The sequence below is a fragment of the Pseudomonas sp. MWU12-3103b genome (assembly GCF_023100615.1).
In the GTDB taxonomy this organism is placed as follows: Bacteria; Pseudomonadota; Gammaproteobacteria; order Pseudomonadales; family Pseudomonadaceae; genus Aquipseudomonas; species Aquipseudomonas putida_A.
Genome location: NZ_JALMEY010000001.1, coordinates 478327 through 502697, shown reverse-complemented (window position 1 = coordinate 502697; position 24371 = coordinate 478327). Strand labels below are relative to the sequence as shown.

Sequence of the window (24371 nt, the reverse complement as noted above, 5' to 3'; positions counted from 1 at the left end):
GCGACTCCTCGTTAGAGTTGAAACCAAAATTCCCGGGCGACGCTGCCACCTCAGGATTAAGCCAGGATTGCGGCCCGCTCTGACCCAGCGGGTCAGAGCAGGAAATTCAGGCCCACGCAGAACAGCAAAGCGGCGAACAGCCGTTTCAGCAAGCGCGGCGACAATCTGTGTGCCAGGCGTGCGCCGAGACGGGCGAAAACCATGCTTGTCAGGGCAATGCCCAGCAGCGCCGGCAAATACACAAAACCGAGACTATGCGGCGGCAACAGCGGATCATGCCAGCCCAGAATCATGAAACTTAATGCACTCGCCACAGCAATCGGCAAGCCACAGGCCGACGACGTTGCCACCGCCTGCTGCATCGGCACGCTGCGCCAGGTCAGGAACGGCACGGTCAGCGAACCGCCGCCGATCCCGAAAATCGCCGAGGCCCAGCCGATCACACTGCCGGCCACGGTCAGACCGAGTTTGCCCGGCACCGTTCGACTGGCCTTGGGTTTGACCTCCAGCGCCAGTTGCACGGCAATGACCAAGGCGAACACGCCGATGATCTTTTGCAGGTTCGGCCCGGAAATCGCCTCGGCCGTCAGCGCCCCAAAACCGGCGCCGAGCAGAATGCCCACGGTCATCCACATGAAGATCGGCCAGCGCACCGCACCACGTCGATGGTGTTCACGCACGGCATTGACCGAAGTGAAGATGATGGTCGCCAGCGATGTCCCTACCGCCAAGTGCGTGAGGATCGACTGATCGAAACCCTGCAAGGTAAAACTGAACACCAGCACCGGGACAATAATGATCCCGCCGCCCACCCCGAACAGCCCGGCCAGCACGCCCGCACAGGCGCCCAACGCCAGATAGAGCAGAAATTCCACGGCCGTCTCCCAGACGCATCCCCAAAACCGGAGCGGCATGGTAACGGATGCACACCCTCTGGCGGAACTGGCGATGGATGCACGGACGCTGACTGCGTAGAGTGAGCAAAAAACACACAAGGACCACCTTATGTGCCTGATTGTTTTCGCCTGGCGCCCGGGCCATGCCCAGCCGCTGATCGTCGCGGCCAACCGTGACGAGTTCTATGCCCGCCCGAGCCTGCCGCTGGCGCCATGGGCCGACGCGCCGCACGTGCATGCCGGGCGCGATCTTGAGGCTGGCGGCACCTGGCTGGGGATCGGCGCCAATGGGCGCTTCGCCGCGCTGACCAATATCCGCGATCCGCACCAGCCTCCGCCGCGTAAATCAAGGGGCGAGCTGGTGGCGCGGTTTCTCACGGGCGATGCGTCGATTGATGATTATTTAAGCGATGTGGTCGCGCGCTCGCCGGAGTACGCCGGGTTCAACCTGCTGCTGGGCAATGCCCACGAGCTGTGGCACTTCAATGCGCGGACGTCCGAACCGGTGATGCTCCAACCCGGGGTTTACGGGCTGTCGAATGCCGGGCTGGATACACCGTGGCCGAAGTTGCTCAAGGCCAAGGCTGCACTGAGTGCGGTGCTGGATGATCCGCAGCCTGCGCGACTGCTCGAGTTATTGAGCGATGCGCAGACCGCACCGTTTGCCGAACTGCCAGATACCGGGGTCGGGCTGGCGACCGAATCACTGCTGTCGAGCGTGTTCATTGCCAGCCAGAGTTACGGGACGCGGGCGAGTACGGCGTTGATTGTGCAGGCGGACGGCACGCGGCGAATGGTCGAGCGCAGCTTTGGGCCGTATGGCGGGCATTTGGGCGAGGTGGAGATTGCTGTTTAGCAGCGTTTGAACTGACGCCTTCGCGAGCAAGCCCGCTCCCACATTCGACCACATTCCAAAGGTAGAACTCGGTCAAATGTGGGAGCGGGCTTGCTCGCGAAGAGGCCCACAAGGTTTTAGAGGGCCTTGTTGACCGCCGGCGGATTCATCTTCGACAACCCGAGATTCTTCAGCGCCAGTTGCAGCGAGCTGTGGATCACTTGCGGGTTATCGATCTTCATCAGTTCCGCCAGCAGATCCTTGGCCTTGCTCAGGTTGATCTGGCGCAGCATCCACTTCACTTTCGGCAAGTTGGTGGCGTTCATCGACAGGCTGTCGAAGCCCATCGCCATCAACAGCACCGCCGCTGCCGGATCACCGGCCATTTCGCCGCAGATGCTCACCGGTTTGCCTTCGGCATGCGCGTCGCGCACCACGGTTTGCAGGGCTTGCAGCACCGCCGGGTGCAGGTAGTCGTAGAGGTCGGCCACTCGCGGGTTGTTGCGGTCGACGGCCAGCAGGTACTGGGTCAGGTCGTTGGAGCCGACCGACAGGAAGTCCACCTGCCGCGCCAGCTCCTTGGTCTGGTACACCGCAGCCGGAATTTCAATCATCACCCCGATCGGCGGCATCGGCACGTCGGTGCCTTCGTCACGCACTTCACCCCAGGCCCGGTGGATCAGGTGCAGGGCTTCTTCGAGTTCGTGGGTGCCGGAGATCATCGGCAGCAGGATCCGCAGGTTGTTCAGGCCTTCGCTGGCCTTGAGCATCGCGCGGGTCTGCACCAGGAAGATTTCCGGGTGGTCGAGGGTCACGCGAATCCCGCGCCAGCCGAGGAACGGGTTGTCTTCCTTGATCGGGAAGTACGACAGCGACTTGTCACCGCCGATGTCCAGGCTGCGCATGGTCACCGGTTGCGGGTGGAACGCGGCGAGTTGCTCGCGGTAGATCGCCAGTTGTTCCTTTTCGCTCGGGAAACGCTGGTTGATCATGAACGGCACTTCGGTGCGGTACAGGCCGACACCTTCGGCGCCGCGCTTCTGCGCCCGCGCCACATCGGCCAGCAGCCCGGTGTTGACCCACAGCGGCATGCGGTGGCCATCGAGGGTCACGCATGGCAGATCACGCAGGGTGTCGAGGCCCAGCGCCAGTTGTTTCTCTTCTTCGACCACCTCGGCGAACTGCTTGCGCAGCACATCGCTGGGGTTGGTGTAGACCTCGCCGCGGGTGCCATCGACGATCACCTCGATGCCGTCGACCTTGGCGTACGGCAGGTCGACCAGACCCATCACCGTCGGAATGCCCATGGCCCGGGCCAGGATCGCGACGTGGGAGTTACCCGAACCGAGGACCGACACCAGACCGACCAGCGTGCCTTCCGGCACCTCGCCGAGCATCGCCGGCGTCAGCTCTTCGCTGACCAGAATGGTTTTTTCCGGGTAGACCAGGTTCTGCTGACGCTCTTCCTGCAGGTAGGCCAGGAGGCGGCGGCCGAGGTCTTTGACGTCCGACGCACGCTCGCGCAGGTAGGCGTCGTCCATCAGTTCGAAACGATTGACGTGCTCAGTGACCACCTGACGCAGCGCGCCCTGGGCCCACTGGCCGGTCTTGATCACGGTGGTGATTTCGCTGCCCAGCGAGGCATCGTCGAGCATCATCAGGTAGACGTCGAACAGCGCACGCTCTTCCGGGCGCAGCTGGGTCGCGAGCTTGGCGGACAACGCGCGCATGTCGGCGCGCACACCTTCGATGGCGGTCTTGAACAGCGCCAGCTCGGCGTCGATGTCGGTGATGGTTTTATCTGGCACAACGTCCAGGTCCGCCGGCGGCAGCATGACCACCGCGGTACCGACCGCCGCACCCGGCGAGCCCGGTACGCCGACGAACTTGGCTTCCTGAATGCCCTTGCCCTGTCTGCCCAGACCACGGATCGAGCCGGTGGCCTCGGCGTGGGCGATAACGCCGGCGAGCTGCGCGCTCATGGTCACGAGGAAGGCTTCCTCACCTTCATCGAACTGGCGGCGTTCTTTCTGCTGGATGACCAACACGCCGACGACGCGGCGGTGGTGAATGATCGGCGCCCCGAGGAAGGAGGCGTAGCGCTCCTCGCCGGTCTCGGCGAAGTAGCGGTAGCGCGGGTGATCCGCGGCGTTTTCGAGGTTCAGGGGTTCTTCACGCGTGCCGACCAGACCCACCAGACCTTCGTTGGGTGCCATGCTGACTTTGCCGATCGAGCGCTTGTTCAAGCCCTCGGTGGCCATCAGGACGAAGCGGTTGGTCTCGGGATCAAGCAGGTAGACCGAGCAGACCTGGCTGCCCATGGCCTCTTTGACGCGCAACACAATAATCCCCAACGCCGCCTTGAGATCCTTGGCGGAGTTAACTTCCTGGACGATCTTGCGCAGCGTATTGAGCATGGCTCGGGGTCGAACTCCGTCGTCAGTCGCGCGCTAAAAGGCGCGGGGCAAGCTCTTTGAGGGCGCGTCGATACACCTCGCGCTTGAATGTCACCACCTGGCCCAACGGATACCAATAACTGACCCAGCGCCAGCCATCGAACTCCGGTTTACCGGTCAAATCCATCCGCACCCGCTGCTCGTTGGAGATCAGGCGCAGGAGAAACCATTTCTGCTTCTGGCCGATGCACAGCGGTTGGCTGTGGGTACGCACCAGACGTTGCGGCAAACGATAGCGCAACCAGCCACGAGTACAGGCCAGTATTTCAACATCTTCACGTTCCAGGCCAACTTCTTCGTTCAGCTCGCGGTACAAGGCGTCCTCCGGCGTCTCCTCGGGGTTGATTCCCCCTTGTGGAAACTGCCAGGCATCTTGATTGATACGGCGAGCCCATAGCACCTGGCCGGCGTCATTCGTCAGAATGATCCCGACATTGGGGCGGAAACCATCGGGGTCGATCACGGCAACAACCTCGCAAACGCATGTCGCCGCATTGTTCCACAAAGCTTGATAAGGCGGCAACGAAGGTTCCTACCTTATGTGCACTCTTGTGAAAAGACCGTATTCTTGTCGCCTTTTTACTGACTTTTCAGCGGGTAACTGCAATGCGCCTGGCTCTATTCGATTTGGACAACACCCTTCTGGGCGGCGACAGCGATCACGCCTGGGGCGACTATCTGTGCGAACGCGGCTTCCTCGACCCGGTTGCATACAAGCAGCGCAACGACGAGTTCTACCAGGATTACCTGGCCGGCCAACTGGATAACGCCGCGTACCTGAACTTCTGCCTGGAAATCCTCGGCCGCACCGAAATGGCCGTGCTTGAACAGTGGCACAACGACTACATGCGCGACTGCATCGAGCCGATCGTGCTGCCCAAGGCGCTGGAACTGCTCAAACAGCACCGCGACGCCGGCGACAAACTGGTGATCATCACCGCCACCAACCGCTTCGTCACCGCCCCGATTGCCGTGCGCCTGGGCGTTGAAACCCTGATCGCCACCGAGTGCGAGATGGTCGATGGCCGCTACACCGGGCGCAGCACCGACATTCCGTGCTTCCGCGAAGGCAAGGTGACGCGCCTGAATCGCTGGCTGGAGGAGACTGGGTATTCGTTGGATGACAGCTATTTCTATAGCGATTCGATGAATGATTTGCCGCTGCTGGAGCAGGTGGCGAACCCGGTGGCGGTGGATCCGGATCCGAATCTGCGGGCCGAGGCCGAGAAGCGCGGGTGGCCAGTGATTTCGTTGCGCGACTGATTACGCCTTCGCGAGCAAGCCCGCTCCCACAGGAGATGGTGTTCACAACACCAATCCAATGTGGGAGGGGGCTTGCTCCCGAATGGGCCAACGCGGTGTGAAGCCTTAAACAGGCTTGGCGCCCATCAACCCGGCAATGGCGATAAAGCAGACGAAACTGAACAACGCCAAGGCAAAGGTGAACTTGCCAACCCCGCCCGGCGCCTTGCGCAAGCGATTCAACCGCACCAGCAACCAGAACCACGCCAGCGCCGCCACGGTGTACAGCACGCTGGAAGCCAGCAGCCAGGTCTGCCCCAGCGGCCAGCCGACCAGATGCACCATGCCCCAGCCGGTAAACGGCATGCTCAACAGCGCCAGGCCCATCAACAGCCAGATGAACACCCGTGGCCGTTGCAAGGTGCGGCTGCCAGCCGTTGCATCACCTTTGCGGCGCGCCAGAAAAACCCAGACTCCCAAACCCAGCGCACTGGCCAGCAACACCACGGTGGCGACCATGTGCGCGGTTTTCAGGGCAGTTAACGTTTCCATTGTTCGATTTCCTTATGGCCTGCCCATCAGCGTAGCCGCTCAGCCAAGAAACAGCTGATAGGCCGGGTTTTCGCTTTCATCCCAGTACGGGTAACCGATTTCTTCAAGCGCAGCCGGCACCAGATGACGCTCGTCATGCGGTACTTGCAGGCCCGCGACCACCCGCCCGTCTGCCGCACCATGGTTGCGGTAGTGGAACATCGAGATGTTCCAGCGCCCGCCGAGTTTGTTGAGGAAGTTGAACAGCGCGCCCGGACGTTCCGGGAATTCGAAGCGGAACACCACTTCGTCGATCACGTGCGCCGCGTGGCCGCCGACCATGTGGCGGATGTGCAACTTGGCCAGTTCGTTGTCGGTCAGGTCGAGTACCGGGAAGCCCTGCTCGGTCAGGCTCGCCAGCAGTGCGCTGCGTGGGTCGTTTTCCGGGTGAGTCTGCACGCCGACGAAGATGTGCGCTTCGCTGCCGGTGTTGTAGCGGTAGTTGAATTCGGTGATCTGGCGCTTGCCGATCGCTTCGCAAAACGCCTTGAAGCTGCCGGCCTGCTCCGGGATGGTCACGGCGATGATCGCTTCGCGACCCTCGCCCAGCTCGGCGCGCTCGGCGACGTGGCGCAGGCGATCGAAGTTGACGTTGGCCCCGGAGTCGATGGCGACGAAGGTCTGGCCACTGACGCCGCGCAACTCGACGTACTTCTTGATCCCGGCCACGCCCAAGGCGCCGGCAGGTTCGGTGATCGAGCGGGTATCGTCGTAGATATCCTTGATTGCCGCGCAGATCTCGTCGGTGCTGACGGTGATCACTTCGTCGACATAGTCTTTGCAGATATCAAATGTGTGCTGGCCGATCTGCGCCACCGCCACGCCGTCGGCGAAGATGCCCACGGTCGGCAGTACCACGCGCTCACCGGCGGCCATGGCCGCTTGCAGGCAGTTGGAGTCGTCCGGCTCGACGCCGATGACCTTGATGTCCGGACGCAGGTATTTCACGTACGCCGCAATACCGGCAATCAGACCGCCACCGCCGACCGGCACGAAAATCGCGTCCAGCGGTTGCGGGTGCTGACGCAGAATTTCCATCGCCACGGTGCCCTGCCCGGCAATGGTGTGTGGATCGTCGTACGGGTGGATGTAGACGTAGCCCTTTTCATCGACCAGTTTCAGCGAGTAGGCCAGTGCTTCCGGGAAGGAATCGCCGTGCAGCACCACTTTGCCGCCGCGCGAACGCACGCCTTCGACCTTGATCTCGGGAGTGGTCTTGGGCATCACGATGGTCGCTTTCACGCCCAGCACTTTCGCCGCCAGCGCCAGACCCTGCGCATGGTTGCCCGCCGACGCGGTGACCACGCCACGGGCGCGCTCTTCGTCGGTCAGTTGGGTCAACTTGTTGTACGCCCCGCGAATCTTGAACGAGAACACCGGCTGCAAGTCTTCGCGCTTGAGCCAAATGTCATTGCCCAGCCGCTCGGAGAGCTGGCGAGCGTTCTGCAGCGGGGTTTCTACGGCAACGTCATAAACGCGCGAGGTGAGGATCTTTTTGACGTACTGTTCGAGCATCGGAAAGCATCACTGGCGATTGGGCGGGACCGACGAGTCTAACCCGGCTTTTGGGCGCACGACCACACTGAACAGGGGGTTTTAGCTGGGGCGAACAGTTTGTGATGTAAACCTCATTGTGGTGAGGGGATTTATCCCCGATCGGCGGCGCAACCGTCGTCAACCTGAGAGCGCAATATTTGGGAGGAGTGCTGGGGAGCGCTTCGCCCTCCATCGGGGATAAATCCCCTCACCACAGGAGTGTTTCCCCCTGCCTTGTCGCGGGGCCTATAATGCCGGCCTTTCCGTTCTCACCTTGCCCGCTTCCGGAGCCCGCATGACCCAGGATCAACTCAAACAGGCAGTGGCTCAGGCCGCCGTCGACTTCATCCTTCCGAAACTCGACGACAAGAGCATCGTCGGGGTCGGCACCGGCTCCACCGCCAACTGCTTCATCGATGCGCTGGCCCAACACAAGGGCGCGTTCGATGGCGCGGTCGCCAGCTCCGAAGCCACCGCCGCGCGTCTCAAGGGCCACGGGATTCCGGTGTATGAACTGAACACCGTGAGCGACCTGGAGTTCTACGTCGACGGCGCCGACGAGAGCGACGCGTACCTGAACTTGATCAAGGGCGGCGGCGCCGCCCTGACTCGCGAGAAGATCGTCGCGGCCGTGGCCAAGACCTTCATCTGCATCGCCGACGCCAGCAAACTGGTGCCGGTACTGGGCGAGTTCCCGCTGCCGGTCGAAGTGATCCCGATGGCTCGCAGCCACGTCGCCCGCCAACTGGTGAAACTGGGCGGCGACCCGGTGTACCGCGAAGGCGTGCTGACAGACAACGGCAACATCATCCTCGACGTGTTCAACCTGCAGATCACCAACCCGGTGGAGCTGGAAGCGCAGATCAACGCGATCGTCGGCGTGGTCACCAATGGCCTGTTCGCGGCGCGTCCGGCGGATCTGCTGTTGCTGGGCACCAGCGAAGGTGTGAAAACCCTGAAGGCTGAGTAAGCCCGGCCGCCCCATTCTTAGAGTAATTGCATCACCCCCTGTGGGAGCGGGCTTGCTCGCGAATGCGGTGTGTCAGATACATTATTTTGTCTGATACACCGCATTCGCGAGCAAGCCCGCTCCCACATTTGGTTTTTTGGGGTGTCAGTCAGTTTTGCGCAGGTTTCTTGAAGACGTAAAACAAGTTCGGTTCACTCACCAGATACAACGTCCCATCGTCATCCATCGCGATGCCCTCGGCCTGCGGCACCCTCTTCTGCAAACCCTGCCGCCCCTTGTTCAGTGACAGTGTGCTCAACGGCCGCCCGTCCACGTCCAGTTCCAGAATCAGCCCCGACTCGTCGGACAGCGCCAGCAAATGGCCGCTGCGCTCGTCGTATTGCAGGCTCGACAGATCGCGCACGAACATCCCGGCATCGCGCTTGGGGTTGTTGATCACGTGTACCGCGTAGGACTTTTCCGGATTGAAGTGCGGAAAACCGTGCACCTCATAAATCAGCATGGGGTCACGCTCCTTGGCGACGAACAGGCGCTTGCCCACCGAGTCATAGGCCAGGCCTTCGAAGCCCTTGTTACCGCTCATGTGCACGCCCAGGGTCATCTGTTCAGCGTCCGCCGCATCGAGGAACGTGGTGCCCTGCTCCAAATGGACTTTGATCAGGCGTTGCTGGCGCTCGTCGGTGATCACATAGGTGTCGGCGCTGATGAACTCCACCGCTTCAGGATCGCCGAAGCCGATCAGCGCGATGCGCCGCAGGATTTTGCCGTCGAGGGACAACTCGACCAACTCGGCATTCTTGTTGGTCACGGTGAACAGGCTTTTGCGCACCGGATCGTAGGTCAGCGCCGAGACATCGTCGTTCAGGCCGTCGATGATCCTGGCCTCGACCTCGACCCGGTATTGATCCAGACCAATGGCCTCGCTGCTCAACGGCTGCCACAAGGTATGCAGATTGAACCAGGCGCGCTCGAACAGGCGCAGGTATTGGCCGATCGCGATCAACACGATCAGGACAACAACCGACAGGATGATAAACAGAGGCTTGGGGCGGGCAAGTCGACGCATTCAGGCAGGCTCGGGATCAAAACAGGCGGATGAAATATCACGCCTGTCTGAACTGAAGCTTAATGGCCACTTGCCTCAGGCCACAAGACGACCCTGTGTAGGAGCTGCCGCAGGCTGCGATCTTTTGATCTTGAAAAACAAAAGCAAAAGATCGCAGCCTGCGGCAGCTCCTACATGAGGATTAGTGAAAGGTGGTTATTTCTGCTTTTCGAAGCGATAGAACAGGTTCGGCTCGCTGACCATGTACAGCGTACCGGCGTCGTCCATGGTCACGCCTTCGGCACGGGGAATGGTGTTCTTCAATCCGTTGAAACCGCCAAGCAGGGTCATGAAGCTGACTTGCTCGCCCTTCTCGTCCAGTTCCAGCAACAGGTGCGAATCGGCGGACAGCACCAGGGTGTGGCCGGTACGTGGGTCGATGGCCAGTGCCGAGAGGTTGCGAATGTCCAGTTCATCATTGGCCAGCTTCTGCTTGTCGCCTTTGAGGATCTGGCTGCCGTCGCTTTTCCAGGTGAACAGCGCCGGCGGCCGCTCTTCGCCCAGCAGCAACTGCTGGTTGCGCGGATCCCAGGTGATTGCCTCGAACGCTTTGTTCTGGTTTTTCGACGGGCCGAGGTCGTATTTCGGAAAGTCGGCGATATTCAGCTCGCGGGTGTTGGCATCGACCTTGACGATGGTCAGCAGGTGCTCGCGCTCATCGACGATCGCCATCAGGCCGTTTTCCATCACGGTCACGCCCTCCGGATTGCTCCAGCCCACCAGCGGCATCTTGCGCAGCACATCACCCTGCAGGGTCAGTTCGACCAGAAACGGATTCTTGCCCATCACCGAAAACAGGGTTTTGGTCTGCGGGTTGTAGGATAGGTCCGAGGCCTCGTCCTTTTCCATGCCCGGCAGCAGTTTGCCGTCGATCACCGCCCGATAATCCGGCAACCAGATGCTTGCCTTCTGCTCGGCCTGAGTCTCGAGTCGCTCGCGCAGCCACAGCAGACCACGGTCGTCCCAATGCATGATATGCGCCACGCCATAAACGACAGCGAGCACCAGCAACAGCCAGACATACCAGCGCAGGGCAAAACGTGAACGACGGGAAGTTTTGAGCTGAGTTTGAGCGGACATCAGGGACGCGTTCCGAATATTCAGGCTATGGGTAATAGCACAAAGAGGCCGGCTCAGACGCCAGAATGAGAGGAATTATCCGGACAGAATGTGAAAAAAACGGCAAATGACGGGATTGTCGTGCGGCTTTGCGAGCCGCGACACAGAGCCAATGTAGGAGTGAGCCCTGTGGTGAGGGGATTTATCCCCGATGGGCTGCGAAGCGGCCCCAAAGCTGGGACTGCTGCGCAGGCCATCGGGGATAAATCCCCTCACCACAACAGGCTATCTCCCACAGGGTGTTGCAGTTTCGCGGTCAGCGCACGCTGCTGCTGAAGCTGCTCGCGCCAACCAGTTCCAGCACGATGTCGTCGCCGACATTCAGCGGGCCGACGCCCACTGGCGTGCCGGTGAGGATCACGTCGCCGGCCTGCAGCGAGAAGCAGCCGGCCATGTGCTGGATCATCGGCACGATCGGGTTGAGCATCGCGCTGCTGTTGCCGTCCTGGCGTACTTCGCCGTTGATGGTCAGGCGAATGCCGATGTCGGTCAGGTCAGGGAAAGTGCTGCCGACCACGAACGGCGCGATCACCGCCGCGCCGTCGAACGACTTGGCGATTTCCCACGGCAGGCCCTTGGACTTGAGCTCGGCCTGCTTGTCACGCAGGGTCAGGTCCAGCGCCGGGGCGAACCCGGAGATCGCGTCGAGCACTTCTTCACGGCTCGGCTTAGTCGACAGCGGCTTGCCGATCAACACGGCGATTTCCGCTTCGTAGTGCACCGAACCGCGCTCGGTCGGAATGCTGAAACCGCCTTCCAGTGGCACCACGCAACTGCCTGGCTTGATGAATAGCAACGGCTCGGTAGGCACCGGGTTGTCCAGTTCCTTGGCGTGTTCGGCGTAATTGCGGCCAATGCACACCACCTTCCCGATCGGGAAGTGAATGCGCGTGCCGTCGACGTACTGGTGCTGATAGCTCATTTACCGACTCCTGCCTTCATTGATTCATCAGGGATTGCCAATCAAACCGCGAAGATCTTGCCCGGGTTCATGATGCCGTTCGGGTCGAACACCGCTTTGACCGCTTTCATGTACTCGATTTCGACCGGAGAACGGCTGTAGGTCAAGTAGTCGCGCTTGGTCATGCCCACGCCGTGCTCGGCGGAAATCGAACCGTTGTACTTCTCGACGGTTTCGAACACCCACTTGTTGACGGTCGCGCACTTGGCGAAGAACTCGTCCTTGCTCAGATTATCCGGCTTGAGAATGTTCAGGTGCAGGTTGCCGTCGCCGATGTGGCCGAACCAGACGATTTCGAAGTCCGGGTAGTATTCGCCGACGATCGCGTCGATTTCCTGCAGGAATGCCGGGACTTTCGACACGGTGACCGAGATGTCGTTCTTGTACGGCGTCCAGTGCGAGATCGTCTCGGAGATGTACTCGCGCAGCTTCCACAGGTTCTGCAGCTGGGTTTCGCTCTGGCTCATCACACCGTCCAGCACCCAGCCCTGCTCGACGCAGTGTTCGAAGGTTTCCAGCGCCGTGTTGGCCACTGCTTCGCTGGTCGCCTCGAATTCCAGCAATGCGTAGAACGGGCACTCGGTCTCGAACGGCGTCGGCACATCGCCACGGCCCAGTACTTTGGCCAGGGCCTTGTCGGAGAAGAATTCGAACGCGGTCAGATCAAGCTTGCCCTGGAAGGCGTGCAGCACCGGCATGATCGAGTCGAAGTCGGCGGTGCCGAGGACCATGGCGGTCAGGTTTTTCGGTGCGCGATCCAGACGCATGGTCGCTTCGACCACAAAGCCGAGGGTGCCTTCGGCGCCGATGAACAACTGGCGCAGGTCGTAACCGGTAGCGTTCTTGATCAGGTCCTTGTTCAGCTCCAGCACATCGCCCTTGCCGGTAACCACTTTCAGGCCGGCGACCCAGTTACGGGTCATGCCGTAGCGAATCACCTTGATCCCGCCGGCATTGGTGCCGATATTGCCGCCAATCTGACTGGAACCGGCCGACGCGAAGTCCACCGGGTAATACAGGCCGTTTTCTTCGGCGACGTTCTGCAAGTGCTCGGTGACCACGCCCGGCTGACACACGGCGGTGCGGTCAGTGAGGTTCACGTCGAGAATCTGGTTCATGTAGTCGAACGACACCACCACTTCGCCATTCGCGGCAACGGCGGCGGCGGACAGCCCGGTGCGCCCGCCCGACGGCACCAGCGCCACTTTGTGGGTATTGGCCCAACGGACAATGGCCTGCACCTGTTCGATGGTCTTGGGAAACACGATGGCGCTCGGGGCGGGCGCGAAGTGCTTGGTCCAATCCTTGCCGTACGCGTTCAGGGAGTCGGCGTCGGTCAGGACCTTGCCAGGCTCGACCAGGGTCTTCAGTTCATCAATCAGGGCAGGATTGGTCATCGACAGAACTCTCGAACAATTCATGGTCATCCTGAAGACGCTTCACGTCGCAGGAATGAGTGTTTAGCGGGGTGGCTATGCTAGCATACCGACCCCGCAGGCCAGTGCCCAAGGCCAGTTCTGCGGTGACGGCTTTCTTGTCGTCCAGGTCAATGTCTGTTGACCATTTCCTGCCATTTTTCTCCGGGATACAGGTTTACGCAGATGAGCAAGACTTCTCTCGATAAGAGCAAGATCAAGTTCCTTCTTCTCGAAGGCGTCCACCAATCGGCTGTCGACGTCCTCAAGGCGGCGGGCTACACCAGCATCGAATACCTGACAGGCTCCTTGCCGGAAGCCGAGCTCAAGGAAAAGATCGCTGACGCTCACTTCATCGGCATTCGTTCGCGCACCCAACTGACCGAAGAGATCTTCGATCACGCGAAGAAGCTGGTCGCGGTCGGCTGTTTCTGCATCGGCACCAACCAGGTTGACCTGAGTGCTGCCCGCGAGCGCGGCATCGCCGTGTTCAACGCGCCGTACTCTAACACCCGCTCCGTCGCGGAACTGGTGCTGGCCGAAGCGATCCTGCTGCTGCGCGGCATCCCTGAGAAAAACGCTTCCTGCCACCGTGGCGGCTGGATCAAGTCCGCAGCCAACTCCTTCGAGATCCGTGGCAAGAAACTCGGCATCGTCGGCTACGGTTCGATCGGTACGCAGCTGTCGGTTCTGGCTGAAGGTCTGGGCATGCAGGTGTTCTTCTACGACACCGTGACCAAGCTGCCGCTGGGCAACGCCACTCAGGTCGGCAACCTGCACGAACTGCTGGGCATGTCCGACATCGTCACCCTGCACGTTCCGGAAACCGCTGCGACCCAGTGGATGATCGGCGAGAAGGAAATCCGCGCCATCAAAAAGGGCGGCATCCTGATCAACGCCGCGCGCGGCACCGTGGTCGAGCTGGACGCCCTGGCGGACGCGATCAAGGACAAGCACCTGATCGGCGCGGCCATCGACGTGTTCCCGGTGGAGCCACGCTCCAACGACGAAGAGTTCGAAAGCCCGCTGCGTGGCCTGGACAACGTGATCCTGACCCCGCACATCGGTGGTTCGACTGCCGAAGCGCAAGCCAACATCGGTCTGGAAGTGGCGGAGAAACTGGTCAAGTACAGCGACAACGGTACTTCGGTGTCGTCGGTGAACTTCCCGGAAGTGGCCCTGCCGGCTCACCCTGGCAAGCACCGCCTGCTGCACATCCACGAGAACATCCCGGGTGTGATGAGCGAGATCAACAAGGTCTTCGCCGAAAACGGCATCAACATCTCTGGTCAGTTCCTGCAGACCAACGAGAAAGTCGGTTACGTGGTGATCGACGTCGACGCCGAGTACTCGGAGCTGGCGCAAGAGAAGCTGCAACACGTCAACGGTACTATCCGTAGCCGCGTGCTGTTCTGATCCGACGCTGAGCGACAAAAAAAGGGAGCCTTCGGGCTCCCTTTTTCATGCGTGCGAAAACGTCATTCGACGTTGACGGTGATCTTTTTCGACACGATCGGCGGATCGAACGCCATGTGGCCGCTGTCGCCCAGCTCCAGTTGCAAGGTGTGCTTGCCCGGGGCCAGTTTGATCGTGGCCTCGGTCTGTGCCTTGCCGAAGTGCATGTGGTTGGCGTCGGTCGGCACGATGGAACCGGCCGGAACGATTTCCTTGGCATCAATCAGCAGGTGATGGTGCCCGGTGTTCTTGGTGACGTCACCGGCCGGTGCCAGCGCAACGTCCTTGACCCCGAACTTGACCTTGAACTCCTGAGAAACCGTGGCCCCGTCTTCGGGAGAAACGATGAACACTTCGGCGCCCTTGGGTGCCGGGGTCGCTGCACTGGCCAGCACTGAAACACCCATCAACAGGCCAGCCAAGGCTGCTCGTGACATAAACGTTTTCATTCTCTTCTCCAGTTTTTTCGTAAAATCCGCGCGGTCATGACAACTTCATGACCATTCGTTGTCGAAGGCACTCGACAACCATAGCAAAGCGAGCCTGACTCAGAGCATCGCGATAATGATTTCAAAGGAGTGACCATGCGTTTTCTGCCTGGCCTGATCTGCCTGCTACCCCTTCTGAGCCCGCTGGCTCACGCCGAACTGATTGATGACGTCAACGACCGTGGCGAGTTGCGCATTGCCCTTGAGGCTAATACACCGCCCTTCAATTTCAAGGATGGCGACACACTCACGGGGTTCGAGGTCGAGCTTGGGCAACTGCTGGCCAACGAGCTGGATGTGCGCGCCGACTTCATCGTCACCGACGAAGCCGACCTGCTCCAGGGCGTTGAAAGCGGCAAGTACGACGTCGCGCTCAACCACATAGCACTGACACCTGAACTCAAGGATCGTTTCGACGTCAGCGAGCCTTACGGCAAGGTCGATTCGCAGCTGCTGGCGAAGAAGGATGAGCAGCCGCGACCGATGGTGCTGGTACAGGCGCTGACCGAGGAGAAGCCGAAGGCGACCCCGGTGGAGCTGGCGATTCCGTTTCAGAAGGGTAATCCGGCGTTTCAGGCCAGTCTTGCGAGCGCGATGGAGCGGATCAAGGCGGATGGGCGATTGGCGGCGTTGTCCGAGAAGTGGTTTAAACCTTAAAAGCCCCTCACCCTAGCCCTCTCCCGGAGGGAGAGGGGACTGAATGGGGAATGTTGCAGAAATACGCCGACCTGAAATGGATGTATCGATCCGAAATCGACTGGCCATTGCTTTGCCGAATCCACAATCGCCAAGGTCTTTCAGGTCGATGGACAGCGCCAGACACCTCGGTCGGCCCCCTCTCCCCTTGGGAGAGGGCTGGGGTGAGGGCAACAATTGCGGATCAGTCCAAAGCAGCCAGGGCCAGCGCGGCTTGTGGCAGTTCGAGTTCACTGAAGACTTCAACCCCATGGCGTTTAAGCAGCGCCGCCGTCACGCCTTCTCCCGAGACCTTCACCCCACTGAACGTCCCGTCATAGGTCAGCAAGTTTCCGCAGGAAGGACTGTTGGCCTTGAGCACCGCGACGCGGATGCCGTGCTTTTGCACCAGCTCCAGCGCTTGCCGCGCACCATCGAGAAACTGCGCGCTGACGTCCTCGCCCTCGCTGGTGATCACCGCCGCCTGGCCATCGAGCACTTCCGCGCCCTGCCCACCCGGGATCTCCGCCGCTGCCCGCGGGGTTGGCAAACCGCCAGCTACTTCCGGACACAGCGGTACCACGCGACCCTCGGCGATCCACTGTTCGAGCAGATCGAACGGCCCGCTGGCCCCGCCGTCGTAACGCACGCGGTGGCCCAACAGGCAGCGGCTGACCAGAATCTTCTGCATATCAGAACGGCTCGTTGCCACGGCGACGGAACCAGCCGGTCAGCGACAGGCGTTCGCGGTGCGCCGGCAGCACTTCATGCGGCACCTCGCCGGAGAGGAACACCACCAGACAGCCGCCGGTGGGTTGCACGTCGTGGACGCGCTCATCGTCCAGGTACATGCGCAGCTGACCGCCGTCTTCCGGCAACCACGCGTCATTGAGATAGACCACCGCCGAAACCATGCGCCGGTCATCGTCGCGAAAACGGTCGACGTGCTTGCGGTAAAACGCGCCCGGCGGATACAGGGCGAAGTGGCACTCGAAATCCTCGAGCCCGAGGAACAGCCCGCGATTGAGCGCCTCGCGCAGGCTTTCCATCAGGTTCAGATAACTGTCGCTGGCTTCGGCCTGGCCCGGGTCGATCCACTGGATGTGGTCGCCACGAATGCCCTCGCGAATCTCCGAAAACGGCCCACGGCCTACCCCCGCCGGCGCCAGTTCACCCTCGGCCTCACGTTTGCGGCACTCGGCCGCCAGCTCGCGGGTCAAACCTGCGGGCAGGAAAATGTTCTGCTGCGACCAGCCGTGTTCGGCCAGGTCGTCGACGATGCGTAACAGCAGCGGGTGTTCAGAGGATATTTGCATGGCGCGCATAGTATGCCGGCGGCAAGAAATCCGACAGAGCCACGCAGCGGCTTGCTACGAATTCTCGACAAGTCCCGGCACCGCACGGAGAATAGTCCGCTGCTGACAGGAGTCCCTATGCGCCGTTTGCTTTTTTCACTGTTGATGTTCTGCGTTTTGCCCGCCTGGGCGGACGGCCACGATCAGCTGTACAAGATCGCCGGCTGGCCAGATCAACGTGCGCATTTCAATGATGCCCTGAGTGCCGCGCAGCAGCGCTACCAGAACAACCTGCCGCCGGCGGTTTTTCAAGCCCTGGTCAACAACAGCAACCAGCGCTTCGCTCCCCAGGCCATGGATCAGCGTGCCGAAGCGCAACTGCGCCAGCACCTTGCCGATCCACAACCGGCACTGACCTTCTTTCAATCGCCGCTGGGCAAGAAAATCGTCGCCGCTGAATTGCTCGCCACCCGTCGCGATCAACTGGCGAAGAACGCCAAGGGCCTGCCGAAGATGCAGGCCAGCGACAGCCGCCTGCTGATCATCGGCCATCTGGCGCAAGCGCTGCCGGCGCGCGAGGCCGGTGCCGAGGTCAGCCTGGCGATTGCCGGGGTGGCGGCGGACAGTCTGAGTTCGATGATCCCCGGCCTGCTCGGCGGCGGTCAGGCGCAAGGCATGTTGAACGGCCAGCGCCAGCGCCTGATGGAGCAGATCGGTGCCGATTTGAACAACACGCTGCTTTACGTTTATCGCGATCTGTCGGATGACGAACTGGAGCAGTTCGCGACATTTGCCGAATCCAGCGAGGGCAAGGCGTATTACCAGGCGGCGCTGGCGGCGATTCGGGCGGGGTTGGCGGTGGGGCAAAGCTCCTCGAACCTTGGTCAGTGATCTTTATTGCCTGACCGGCCGCCTTCGCGAGCAAGCCCGCTCCCACAGTTGATCGCGGTTTCATGTGGGAGCGGGCTTGCTCGCGAAGAGGCCCTTACAAACACTATAAATTTCTGCCCCTGATTCGCTTGTTCAGAAACTCGAAATACTCTTCGCGCATTTCCAGCGTCTCGTTCGCCAGATGATGCCGCGCCTCCGGCAGCAGCAGAATCTGCGGCCGGTCGAACTTCCACTTCAGCACCTGCAAGTTGTGCTGCCAGTCCACGGTCATGTCCGCCTGCCCCTGAATGATCAGCGGCCGTCGCGGACTTTTTTTCGCGTGTTCCACACGGATGATCCAGCGCGACAGCGCACCGACCCACGCCGTCGGCAAGCGCTTGGGCTGTAGCGGGTCGGCCTGCAGAAACGGCAGAAAATCCGGGTCGTTGGAGTTCTCGCTGAAGCGCCGGGTGACGCCCCGCACGAAAGGCCTCAGCAAGTAATAACTGAGCTGCGACCAGCCCCAGGCGCGCGGACGCACCAGCGGCGCTAGCAGAATCAACTGACCCTGCGCCGGACTGTTCTCGCCATGGTTGAGCACATGATCGACGACGATCGCGCCGCCAGTGCTTTGTCCGCACAGATGCCAGGGTTGCGGCAGGGCAATCGAACTGGCTTCAGCGAACAACGCCTGCAAGGTGTCCTGATATTCGGAGAAATCACGGATGCTCGCTCGCGGCCCACTCGACAGACCATGACCCGGCAAGTCGCAGGCGATGACGGCAAAATCCTGATCCAGCGCCCACTCGATCACATGCCGATACAGCCCGGTGTGATCGTAAAAACCGTGCAGCAGAAACAGCGTGCCCTTGACCTTTTCCGGCCACCAGCAATGGCTGACCAGTTCATAACCATCGACTTCGAAACGGCCCATGCCCCGCCAGACATCGCGCTCGGGAAAGTCGGTCTGATAGAACCGCTGATACGCCTTCGCCTCGTCCGACAACGGCTGCCACTGGGCCAAAGGCTTGAGGCTGGCGCGTAAATGATCGGCATCGAAAGTGTCAGGCATGCGGGTATTCCAAAGCGGTAAACAGACTTTATCGGCCTGCGATATTCATCTGTTGCGGCAAGCATGGCAAGCTAGCCCCCCTTCGAGGATCGAAAAACCATGCGCTCGCCCTACCGCACCGCACTGTTTGCCAGCCTGCTCGCGCTTGTGTGTGCCGGGGTGCTGTGGGCGGCGTACGACTGGTTTCAGGGGCGCTATCTGCGCGCGTTCAGTCAGCACACCGCGGTGTTTTCCGGTGATCCGTTGCGCCTGCCGGATGAACTGGCCGGCCCCGGCAAAATCCGTCTCGTGCATTTCTGGGACCCGGCCTGCCCATGCAACGTCGGCAATCAACAGCACCTGACCGAGATGGTCGAGCAGTACGGCGCGCGCGGTGTGGAATTCTTCGCCGTGCAGCGCGCCGGCTCCCACGGCCAGTTACCCGCCACCCTGAGCAATCTGAAAACCATCGCGGTATTGCCCGGTTCCGAGCAGATCCCGGCCAGCCCCGCCGTGGCGATCTGGGATCGCAGCGGCAAACTGGCGTACTTCGGGCCGTACAGTGAAGGGCTGACCTGCAATTCCAGCAACAGTTTTATCGAACCGATCCTCAATGCCCTGACCGAAGATCGCCCGGTCAACGCCACGCACACTTTGGCGGTCGGGTGTTATTGCCCGTGGCCGGTGCTGGCGCAGTAAGGCATTCCGGACTTTTCGAGGACAGCGATGCACGGCACGGAAGGTCTGTGCTAATTGTTTGCAGCCCGACGGGCGGCAATCCCGCATGCACAAGGAGTCACCATGAAACGCGTCTTCACCGTTCTTGCCTTGCTCATCGTTGTCCTGCTCGCCGGAGTCGGCGGGTACGTCTATAGCAAGCAACCGACGCGTCAGGGCCAGGTAGAGCTGCGCAATCTGCAAGGTTCGGTGACCGTGCGCTATGACGAACGCGGGGTGCCGCATATTCGTGCCGAGAACGAATCCGATCTGTATCGCGCCCTCGGCTACGTGCACGCTCAAGACCGGTTGTTCCAGATGGAAGCCATGCGCCGCCTCGCTCGTGGCGAACTGGCCGAAGTGCTGGGGCCGAAGCTGCTCGACACCGACAAACTGTTCCGCAGCCTGCGCATCCGCGAACGCGCCGCCAGTTATGTCGCCAGTCTCGATAAGCAGTCACCGGCGTGGAAGGCCCTGCAAGCCTATCTGGACGGCATCAATCAATATCAGGACAGCCACGCCGCACCGGTCGAGTTCGACGTGCTAGGCATCCCCAAGCGGCCGTTCACCGCCGAAGACAGCATCAGCGTCGCCGGTTACATGGCCTACAGTTTTGCCGCCGCGTTTCGCACCGAGCCACTGCTGACCTACGTGCGCGATCAACTCGGCGCCGATTACCTCAACGTCTTCGACCTCGACTGGCAGCCCAAAGGCGTACTCGCCAAAGGTCACGCCAACAAGACCCCGGCCCTCGCCGCCGGCGACTGGAAAGACCTCAATGCCCTCGCCCGTCTCAGCGAGCAGGCGCTGATTGAAAACGGCCTGCCGCAATTCGAAGGCAGCAACGCCTGGGTGATCGCCGGCAGCCGTAGCCAGAGCGGCAAACCGCTGCTGGCCGGTGATCCGCATATTCGCTTCTCGGTGCCGTCGGTGTGGTACGAGGCGCAACTGTCGGCACCGGGGTTTGAGTTGTACGGCCATCATCAGGCGCTGGTGCCGTTCGCGTTCCTGGGGCACAACCTCGATTTCGGCTGGAGCCTGACCATGTTCCAGAACGACGATCTGGATCTGATCGCCGAGAAGGTCAACCCGGACAACCCGAATCAGGTCTGGTACCACGGCCAGTGGACCGATCTGGTCAGCTCCGAGCAGCAGATCGCCGTGAAGGGCCAGACGCCGGTGACGCTGACCTTGCGCCAGTCGCCCCATGGTCCGATCGTCAATGATGCGCTCGGCACTGCCGCCGGCAAGACACCGATCGCCATGTGGTGGGCGTTCCTCGAAACGCCGAATCCGATTCTCGAAGGTTTCTACCAGCTCAACCGCGCCGACACCCTGGCCAAGGCCCGGGCCGCTGCGACCAAGGTGCAGGCGCCGGGGCTGAACATCGTCTACGCCAACGCCAAGGGTGACATCGCCTGGTGGGCCTCGGCGCTGTTGCCGAAACGCCCGGCCGGGGTGAAGCCCGAGTTCATCCTCGACGGCAGCAGCAATCAGGCGGACAAGGACGGCTACTACCCGTTCAGCGCCAACCCGCAGGAAGAAAACCCGGCGCGCGGCTACATCGTCTCGGCCAACTTCCAGCCGCTGTCGCCGACCGGAATGGAAATCCCCGGTTACTACAACCTCGCCGATCGCGGCCAGCAGCTCAACCGCCAGCTCAGCGACAAGAGCGTGAAATGGAGCAACGAGGCCAACCAGAAGCTGCAACTGGGCACCACCACCGCCTACGGCCCGCGTACCCTGGCGCCATTGCTGCCGGTGTTGCGGGAAGTGGTGAGCGATCCGGCGCAGCTGAAACTGGTCGAGCAACTGGCGCAGTGGCAAGGCGACTATCCGCTGGATTCGGTCAACGCCACAGTGTTCAACCAGTTCCTCTACGACCTCGCCGATGCGGCAATGCGCGATGAGCTGGGCAACGACTTCTTCGAGACGCTGCTGTCGACCCGGGTGATCGATGCCGCCCTGCCGCGCCTGGCGGCGAATGCCGATTCACTGTGGTGGGACAACCGCAACACGCCGAACAGGGAGACTCGCGCCGACGTCGTCAAAGCGGCGTGGCAGGCGAGCATGGCGCACCTGAAACAGACCCTCGGCGACAATCCGTCCGACTGGCAATGGGGCACGGCGCACACCCTGACCCACGGTCATCCGTTGGGTCAGCAGAAGCCGCTGGATCACATCTTCAATGTCGGGCCGTTCGCTGCGCCCGGCAGTCATGAAGTGCCGAACAATCTCTCGGCCAAGCTCGGCCCGGCGCCATGGCCGGTGACCTACGGGCCTTCGACGCGGCGGCTGGTCGACTTCGCCGACCCGGCGCACAGCCTGACCATCAACCCGGTCGGCCAGAGCGGTGTGCCGTTCGACAGCCACTATGACGATCAGGCCGAGGAGTACGTCGAGGGGATGTATGTGCAGGCGCACTTCAGCGAGGAAGAGGTGACGGCCAATACCCGTAGTACCTTGAAGCTGTTGCCGGCGCGGGCTGCGCGATAGTTTTGTACTTTCTGCGCTGACCCCTTCGCGAGCAAGCTCGCTCCCACAGGGGAGTGTATTTCAACTGTGGGAGCGAGCTTGCTCGCGAAGGGGCCCTCAAGAACAACACTGGAACTCAAACCAGCCCGGCAAAATTCAGCCGAAACTGCTGCGGCGTCACGCCCAATCGACGGTTGAACACACTGCGCATGTGCTGCGCATCGCGAAACCCGCACTGATAGGCCACGGTCTTCAGCGGTGCCGTAGTGCTTTCCAGCAGCACCCGCGCCGCATCCACTCGCGCACTTTCGACGAACTCCGCCGGGGTGACCCGAGCCTCGCGGGCGAACACCCGGGAGAAATTGCGCGCACTCATGTTCGCCGCGTTCGCCAGATCGGCAATCGTCAGATCGCCGGTGAGGTTGGCCAGCACATACAACTGCACCATCGCCACCGCTGACGTCGACTCCGCATGCGGTGTGAGGAACGGGCTGAACTGCGATTGCCCGCCCGAGCGCTGAGTGAACACCACCAGCCGCTTGGCCACGCTCAGCGCCACTTCAGCGCCGCAATCACGGGCCAGCAGGTACAGCGACAGATCGATCCCGGCGGTGACCCCGGCCGAGGTGTAGAGCGCACCGTCCTCGACGTACAGGCGATCGGCCTCGACTTGAGTCGATGGACACAACTGTGCCAAGGCTTCGGCATCGTTCCAGTGGGTGGTCACGGTGCGCCCTTCCAGCAGTCCCGCCCGCGCCAGCATGAACGCGCCGTTGCAGATCGAGCCAAAGCGCCGGGCACGGGTGCAGGCCTCGCGCAGCCAGGTGTCGAAAGGCTTGCCGAAATCCATGAACGGTAACTGCGGCCCGCCGGCCACCAGCAGCAGGTCATAAGCATCGTGCGCTTCGCTGAAGTGTCGGTGAGCGCTGAGGTTCAGGCCATTGGAGCAAGCCATCGGCCCACGTTCGAGGCCGATCACCTCCAGCTGGTAGTGATCCTCGGGCGGCAGAAACCGGTTGGCCTCGGCGAACACATCCATCGGCCCGCTGACATCCAGCGCCTGCACGCCGGGAAATACCACGATGGCGATGGTTTTGTTCATAAGCCTCCTGGGGAATCTTTGTGGCGAGGGGATTCATCCCCGATCGGCTGCGCAGCAGTCGTAGATCCTCACTGCGCGGTTTACCTGATACACCGAAACAGCAGGTTTTGGGACTGCTGCGCAGTCCATCGGGGATAAATCCCCTCACCACAGAGGAGCGCGATAAGCGCTCAAGCCGTGAGTTGGCACGATTTGCAGGTCGATTGGCAAGGATCGCAGCCATGCGTTGATTGTCCGTTTAGTGCCTCGGGGAACAGACTTTGCCCATCAGCGCCACGACGGCGTTTTCGATGAGGATACCTTCATGAGCACGACCATTGCCGGCATCAAGATCCCCGACAGCGCCCTCGCCCGGGCCACCACCGAGTACATTCGCGACATCGAATCCGACCTGCTCTACCACCACTCGCGCCGGGTGTTTCTGTTCGGCGCATTGAGCGGCGAGCGCCAGCAACTGGCCTACAACCCGGAGCTGCTGTACGTCGGCGCGATGTTCCACGACCTCGGTCTGGTCGAGGGCTATCGCAGTGCCGACGAGCGCTTCGAAGTGGATGGCGCCAACGCGGCCGCGGCGTTTCTCAAACCGTACGGACTGAGCGATGACGACATCGAGCAAGTCTGGCTGTCGATTGCCCTGCACACCACGCCGGGCGTGCCCAAACATCTGCGGCCGACCGTGGCGCTGGTGACGGCAGGTGTCGAGATGGACGTGTTGGGCATGGATTACGCGGCGTTCAGCAGCACCCAGCGCGAGGCGGTGGTGCATGCGCATCCACGCGGGGAAGGTTTCAAGGAGTGCATCATCTGCGCGTTTGCCGACGGCTTGCGCCATCGTCCGCAGACCACGTTCGGCAACGTGAAGACCGATGTGCTGGTGGATCAGGAGCCGGGGTTCAAGCCGATGAACTTTGTTGAAGTCATCCGCCAATCTCCCTGGACTGCCTAATACCAACTGTGGGGGTGTGCCCTGTGGTGAGGGGATTTATCCCCGATGGACTGCGTAGCAGTCCCTTTCTTTTTGAATCAAGAGAGGGGGCCGCTTCGCAACCCATCGGGGATAAATCCCCTCACCACAAAAGCCCGCTCCCACAGTTGGATTTGGGTTGGCCTTGATAAA

The 24371-nt window shown here is 61.4% G+C and carries 23 protein-coding genes; 9 read left to right on the top strand and 14 right to left on the bottom strand.

Translation table 11 applies throughout. From position 1 onward, the window contains the following. Positions 1 to 92 precede the first annotated feature (92 nt). Complete coding sequence (locus tag M0808_RS02310; protein WP_027610537.1) at positions 93 to 875, bottom strand: sulfite exporter TauE/SafE family protein; 783 nt, start codon at positions 873 to 875, stop codon at positions 93 to 95. A 130-nt stretch (positions 876 to 1005) separates the two neighbouring features. Between M0808_RS02310 and M0808_RS02305 the strand changes: the two genes are divergently transcribed. Further along, positions 1006 to 1752 (top strand): NRDE family protein, encoded by a 747-nt coding sequence (locus M0808_RS02305; protein ID WP_247839740.1) that lies wholly within the window; start codon positions 1006 to 1008, stop codon positions 1750 to 1752. Positions 1753 to 1868: 116 nt separating this feature from the next. Here the strand turns inward: M0808_RS02305 and ptsP are convergent, their stop codons facing one another. After that, complete coding sequence (gene ptsP, locus M0808_RS02300; RefSeq protein ID WP_047596633.1) at positions 1869 to 4148, bottom strand: phosphoenolpyruvate--protein phosphotransferase; 2280 nt, start codon at positions 4146 to 4148, stop codon at positions 1869 to 1871. A 22-nt stretch (positions 4149 to 4170) separates the two neighbouring features. Beyond that, positions 4171 to 4650, bottom strand: coding sequence for an RNA pyrophosphohydrolase (locus M0808_RS02295; RefSeq protein ID WP_003229203.1), 480 nt, complete (start codon positions 4648 to 4650; stop codon positions 4171 to 4173). 143 nt (positions 4651 to 4793) lie between these two features. On the opposite strand from M0808_RS02295, the gene M0808_RS02290 reads away from it, so the two are divergent. Beyond that, positions 4794 to 5450, top strand: a complete 657-nt coding sequence (locus tag M0808_RS02290; RefSeq protein WP_098966125.1) for an HAD family hydrolase — start codon at positions 4794 to 4796, stop codon at positions 5448 to 5450. A 105-nt stretch (positions 5451 to 5555) separates the two neighbouring features. Here M0808_RS02290 and M0808_RS02285 read toward each other — a convergent pair whose 3' ends face one another. Both M0808_RS02285 and ilvA read right to left on the bottom strand, forming a co-directional pair. Next, the gene (locus tag M0808_RS02285; protein ID WP_134784900.1) at positions 5556 to 5981 is read right to left on the bottom strand and encodes a DUF2269 domain-containing protein; all 426 of its coding nucleotides are present in this window, start codon (positions 5979 to 5981) and stop codon (positions 5556 to 5558) included. Between the two features lie 39 nt (positions 5982 to 6020). Continuing rightward, positions 6021 to 7535: a threonine ammonia-lyase, biosynthetic gene (gene ilvA / locus M0808_RS02280; protein WP_027610533.1), complete on the bottom strand. Its 1515-nt coding sequence runs from the start codon at positions 7533 to 7535 to the stop codon at positions 6021 to 6023. A gap of 316 nt (positions 7536 to 7851) precedes the next feature. Here ilvA and rpiA point away from each other — a divergent pair, with 316 nt between their 5' ends. Continuing rightward, complete coding sequence (gene rpiA / locus M0808_RS02275) at positions 7852 to 8526, top strand: ribose-5-phosphate isomerase RpiA (protein ID WP_247839739.1); 675 nt, start codon at positions 7852 to 7854, stop codon at positions 8524 to 8526. Between the two features lie 148 nt (positions 8527 to 8674). Here the strand turns inward: rpiA and M0808_RS02270 are convergent, their stop codons facing one another. From M0808_RS02270 to M0808_RS02255, 4 genes are all read right to left on the bottom strand, one after another. Beyond that, positions 8675 to 9592 (bottom strand): SdiA-regulated domain-containing protein, encoded by a 918-nt coding sequence (locus M0808_RS02270; RefSeq protein WP_247839738.1) that lies wholly within the window; start codon positions 9590 to 9592, stop codon positions 8675 to 8677. Positions 9593 to 9787: 195 nt separating this feature from the next. Beyond that, positions 9788 to 10711, bottom strand: a complete 924-nt coding sequence (locus M0808_RS02265; RefSeq protein WP_098966129.1) for an SdiA-regulated domain-containing protein — start codon at positions 10709 to 10711, stop codon at positions 9788 to 9790. A gap of 295 nt (positions 10712 to 11006) precedes the next feature. After that, entirely contained in the window at positions 11007 to 11672 is a 666-nt protein-coding gene (locus tag M0808_RS02260; protein ID WP_027610530.1) for a fumarylacetoacetate hydrolase family protein, read from the bottom strand. A 41-nt stretch (positions 11673 to 11713) separates the two neighbouring features. Then, positions 11714 to 13108 carry an FAD-binding oxidoreductase gene (locus M0808_RS02255; protein WP_247839737.1) on the bottom strand — a complete coding sequence of 465 codons (1395 nt, stop codon included), beginning with the start codon at positions 13106 to 13108 and terminating at the stop codon, positions 11714 to 11716. A 204-nt stretch (positions 13109 to 13312) separates the two neighbouring features. Here M0808_RS02255 and serA point away from each other — a divergent pair, with 204 nt between their 5' ends. Next, positions 13313 to 14542, top strand: coding sequence for a phosphoglycerate dehydrogenase (gene serA, locus M0808_RS02250; protein WP_003229219.1), 1230 nt, complete (start codon positions 13313 to 13315; stop codon positions 14540 to 14542). A gap of 62 nt (positions 14543 to 14604) precedes the next feature. On the opposite strand, the gene M0808_RS02245 is transcribed toward serA, so the two are convergent. Beyond that, the gene (locus M0808_RS02245; RefSeq protein ID WP_247839734.1) at positions 14605 to 15030 is read right to left on the bottom strand and encodes a DUF4399 domain-containing protein; all 426 of its coding nucleotides are present in this window, start codon (positions 15028 to 15030) and stop codon (positions 14605 to 14607) included. A 135-nt stretch (positions 15031 to 15165) separates the two neighbouring features. Between M0808_RS02245 and M0808_RS02240 the strand changes: the two genes are divergently transcribed. Further along, the gene (locus M0808_RS02240) at positions 15166 to 15726 is read left to right on the top strand and encodes a transporter substrate-binding domain-containing protein (RefSeq protein WP_247839733.1); all 561 of its coding nucleotides are present in this window, start codon (positions 15166 to 15168) and stop codon (positions 15724 to 15726) included. Between the two features lie 223 nt (positions 15727 to 15949). Here M0808_RS02240 and M0808_RS02235 read toward each other — a convergent pair whose 3' ends face one another. Then, complete coding sequence (locus tag M0808_RS02235; protein ID WP_247839731.1) at positions 15950 to 16435, bottom strand: DUF523 domain-containing protein; 486 nt, start codon at positions 16433 to 16435, stop codon at positions 15950 to 15952. A 1-nt stretch (position 16436) separates the two neighbouring features. Continuing rightward, positions 16437 to 17069, bottom strand: a complete 633-nt coding sequence (locus M0808_RS02230) for a 2OG-Fe(II) oxygenase (RefSeq protein ID WP_247839729.1) — start codon at positions 17067 to 17069, stop codon at positions 16437 to 16439. A gap of 108 nt (positions 17070 to 17177) precedes the next feature. Here M0808_RS02230 and M0808_RS02225 point away from each other — a divergent pair, with 108 nt between their 5' ends. Further along, positions 17178 to 17930: a DUF2059 domain-containing protein gene (locus M0808_RS02225; RefSeq protein WP_097088904.1), complete on the top strand. Its 753-nt coding sequence runs from the start codon at positions 17178 to 17180 to the stop codon at positions 17928 to 17930. Positions 17931 to 18033: 103 nt separating this feature from the next. Here M0808_RS02225 and M0808_RS02220 read toward each other — a convergent pair whose 3' ends face one another. Further along, complete coding sequence (locus tag M0808_RS02220; protein ID WP_210556390.1) at positions 18034 to 18981, bottom strand: alpha/beta hydrolase; 948 nt, start codon at positions 18979 to 18981, stop codon at positions 18034 to 18036. Positions 18982 to 19080: 99 nt separating this feature from the next. Between M0808_RS02220 and M0808_RS02215 the strand changes: the two genes are divergently transcribed. Both M0808_RS02215 and M0808_RS02210 read left to right on the top strand, forming a co-directional pair. Then, positions 19081 to 19659: a DUF6436 domain-containing protein gene (locus M0808_RS02215; RefSeq protein WP_097088900.1), complete on the top strand. Its 579-nt coding sequence runs from the start codon at positions 19081 to 19083 to the stop codon at positions 19657 to 19659. Between the two features lie 102 nt (positions 19660 to 19761). Then, positions 19762 to 22173, top strand: coding sequence for a penicillin acylase family protein (locus tag M0808_RS02210; protein WP_247839727.1), 2412 nt, complete (start codon positions 19762 to 19764; stop codon positions 22171 to 22173). Between the two features lie 115 nt (positions 22174 to 22288). Here the strand turns inward: M0808_RS02210 and M0808_RS02205 are convergent, their stop codons facing one another. Next, positions 22289 to 23254, bottom strand: coding sequence for a GlxA family transcriptional regulator (locus tag M0808_RS02205; RefSeq protein WP_247839725.1), 966 nt, complete (start codon positions 23252 to 23254; stop codon positions 22289 to 22291). 304 nt (positions 23255 to 23558) lie between these two features. Here M0808_RS02205 and M0808_RS02200 point away from each other — a divergent pair, with 304 nt between their 5' ends. Next, complete coding sequence (locus M0808_RS02200; protein WP_027610519.1) at positions 23559 to 24200, top strand: HD domain-containing protein; 642 nt, start codon at positions 23559 to 23561, stop codon at positions 24198 to 24200. The last annotated feature ends 171 nt before the right edge of the window (positions 24201 to 24371 follow it).

Excerpts from the sequence above, each read along its gene's own strand:
- M0808_RS02290 (WP_098966125.1), top strand. The coding sequence starts at position 4,794 with ATGCGCCTGGCTCTATTCGATTTGGACAACACCCTTCTGGGCGGCGAC.
- M0808_RS02305 (WP_247839740.1), top strand. The coding sequence starts at position 1,006 with ATGTGCCTGATTGTTTTCGCCTGGCGCCCGGGCCATGCCCAGCCGCTG.
- M0808_RS02270 (WP_247839738.1), bottom strand. The coding sequence starts at position 9,592 with ATGCGTCGACTTGCCCGCCCCAAGCCTCTGTTTATCATCCTGTCGGTT.
- serA (WP_003229219.1), top strand. The coding sequence starts at position 13,313 with ATGAGCAAGACTTCTCTCGATAAGAGCAAGATCAAGTTCCTTCTTCTC.
- M0808_RS02260 (WP_027610530.1), bottom strand. The coding sequence starts at position 11,672 with ATGAGCTATCAGCACCAGTACGTCGACGGCACGCGCATTCACTTCCCG.
- M0808_RS02235 (WP_247839731.1), bottom strand. The coding sequence starts at position 16,435 with ATGCAGAAGATTCTGGTCAGCCGCTGCCTGTTGGGCCACCGCGTGCGT.
- M0808_RS02200 (WP_027610519.1), top strand. The coding sequence starts at position 23,559 with ATGAGCACGACCATTGCCGGCATCAAGATCCCCGACAGCGCCCTCGCC.
- M0808_RS02230 (WP_247839729.1), bottom strand. The coding sequence starts at position 17,069 with ATGCGCGCCATGCAAATATCCTCTGAACACCCGCTGCTGTTACGCATC.
- M0808_RS02255 (WP_247839737.1), bottom strand. The coding sequence starts at position 13,108 with ATGACCAATCCTGCCCTGATTGATGAACTGAAGACCCTGGTCGAGCCT.
- M0808_RS02240 (WP_247839733.1), top strand. The coding sequence starts at position 15,166 with ATGCGTTTTCTGCCTGGCCTGATCTGCCTGCTACCCCTTCTGAGCCCG.
- M0808_RS02245 (WP_247839734.1), bottom strand. The coding sequence starts at position 15,030 with ATGAAAACGTTTATGTCACGAGCAGCCTTGGCTGGCCTGTTGATGGGT.
- M0808_RS02210 (WP_247839727.1), top strand. The coding sequence starts at position 19,762 with ATGAAACGCGTCTTCACCGTTCTTGCCTTGCTCATCGTTGTCCTGCTC.
- M0808_RS02285 (WP_134784900.1), bottom strand. The coding sequence starts at position 5,981 with ATGGAAACGTTAACTGCCCTGAAAACCGCGCACATGGTCGCCACCGTG.
- M0808_RS02265 (WP_098966129.1), bottom strand. The coding sequence starts at position 10,711 with ATGTCCGCTCAAACTCAGCTCAAAACTTCCCGTCGTTCACGTTTTGCC.
- ilvA (WP_027610533.1), bottom strand. The coding sequence starts at position 7,535 with ATGCTCGAACAGTACGTCAAAAAGATCCTCACCTCGCGCGTTTATGAC.
- ptsP (WP_047596633.1), bottom strand. The coding sequence starts at position 4,148 with ATGCTCAATACGCTGCGCAAGATCGTCCAGGAAGTTAACTCCGCCAAG.
- M0808_RS02220 (WP_210556390.1), bottom strand. The coding sequence starts at position 18,981 with ATGCCTGACACTTTCGATGCCGATCATTTACGCGCCAGCCTCAAGCCT.
- rpiA (WP_247839739.1), top strand. The coding sequence starts at position 7,852 with ATGACCCAGGATCAACTCAAACAGGCAGTGGCTCAGGCCGCCGTCGAC.
- M0808_RS02225 (WP_097088904.1), top strand. The coding sequence starts at position 17,178 with ATGCGCCGTTTGCTTTTTTCACTGTTGATGTTCTGCGTTTTGCCCGCC.
- M0808_RS02205 (WP_247839725.1), bottom strand. The coding sequence starts at position 23,254 with ATGAACAAAACCATCGCCATCGTGGTATTTCCCGGCGTGCAGGCGCTG.
- M0808_RS02215 (WP_097088900.1), top strand. The coding sequence starts at position 19,081 with ATGCGCTCGCCCTACCGCACCGCACTGTTTGCCAGCCTGCTCGCGCTT.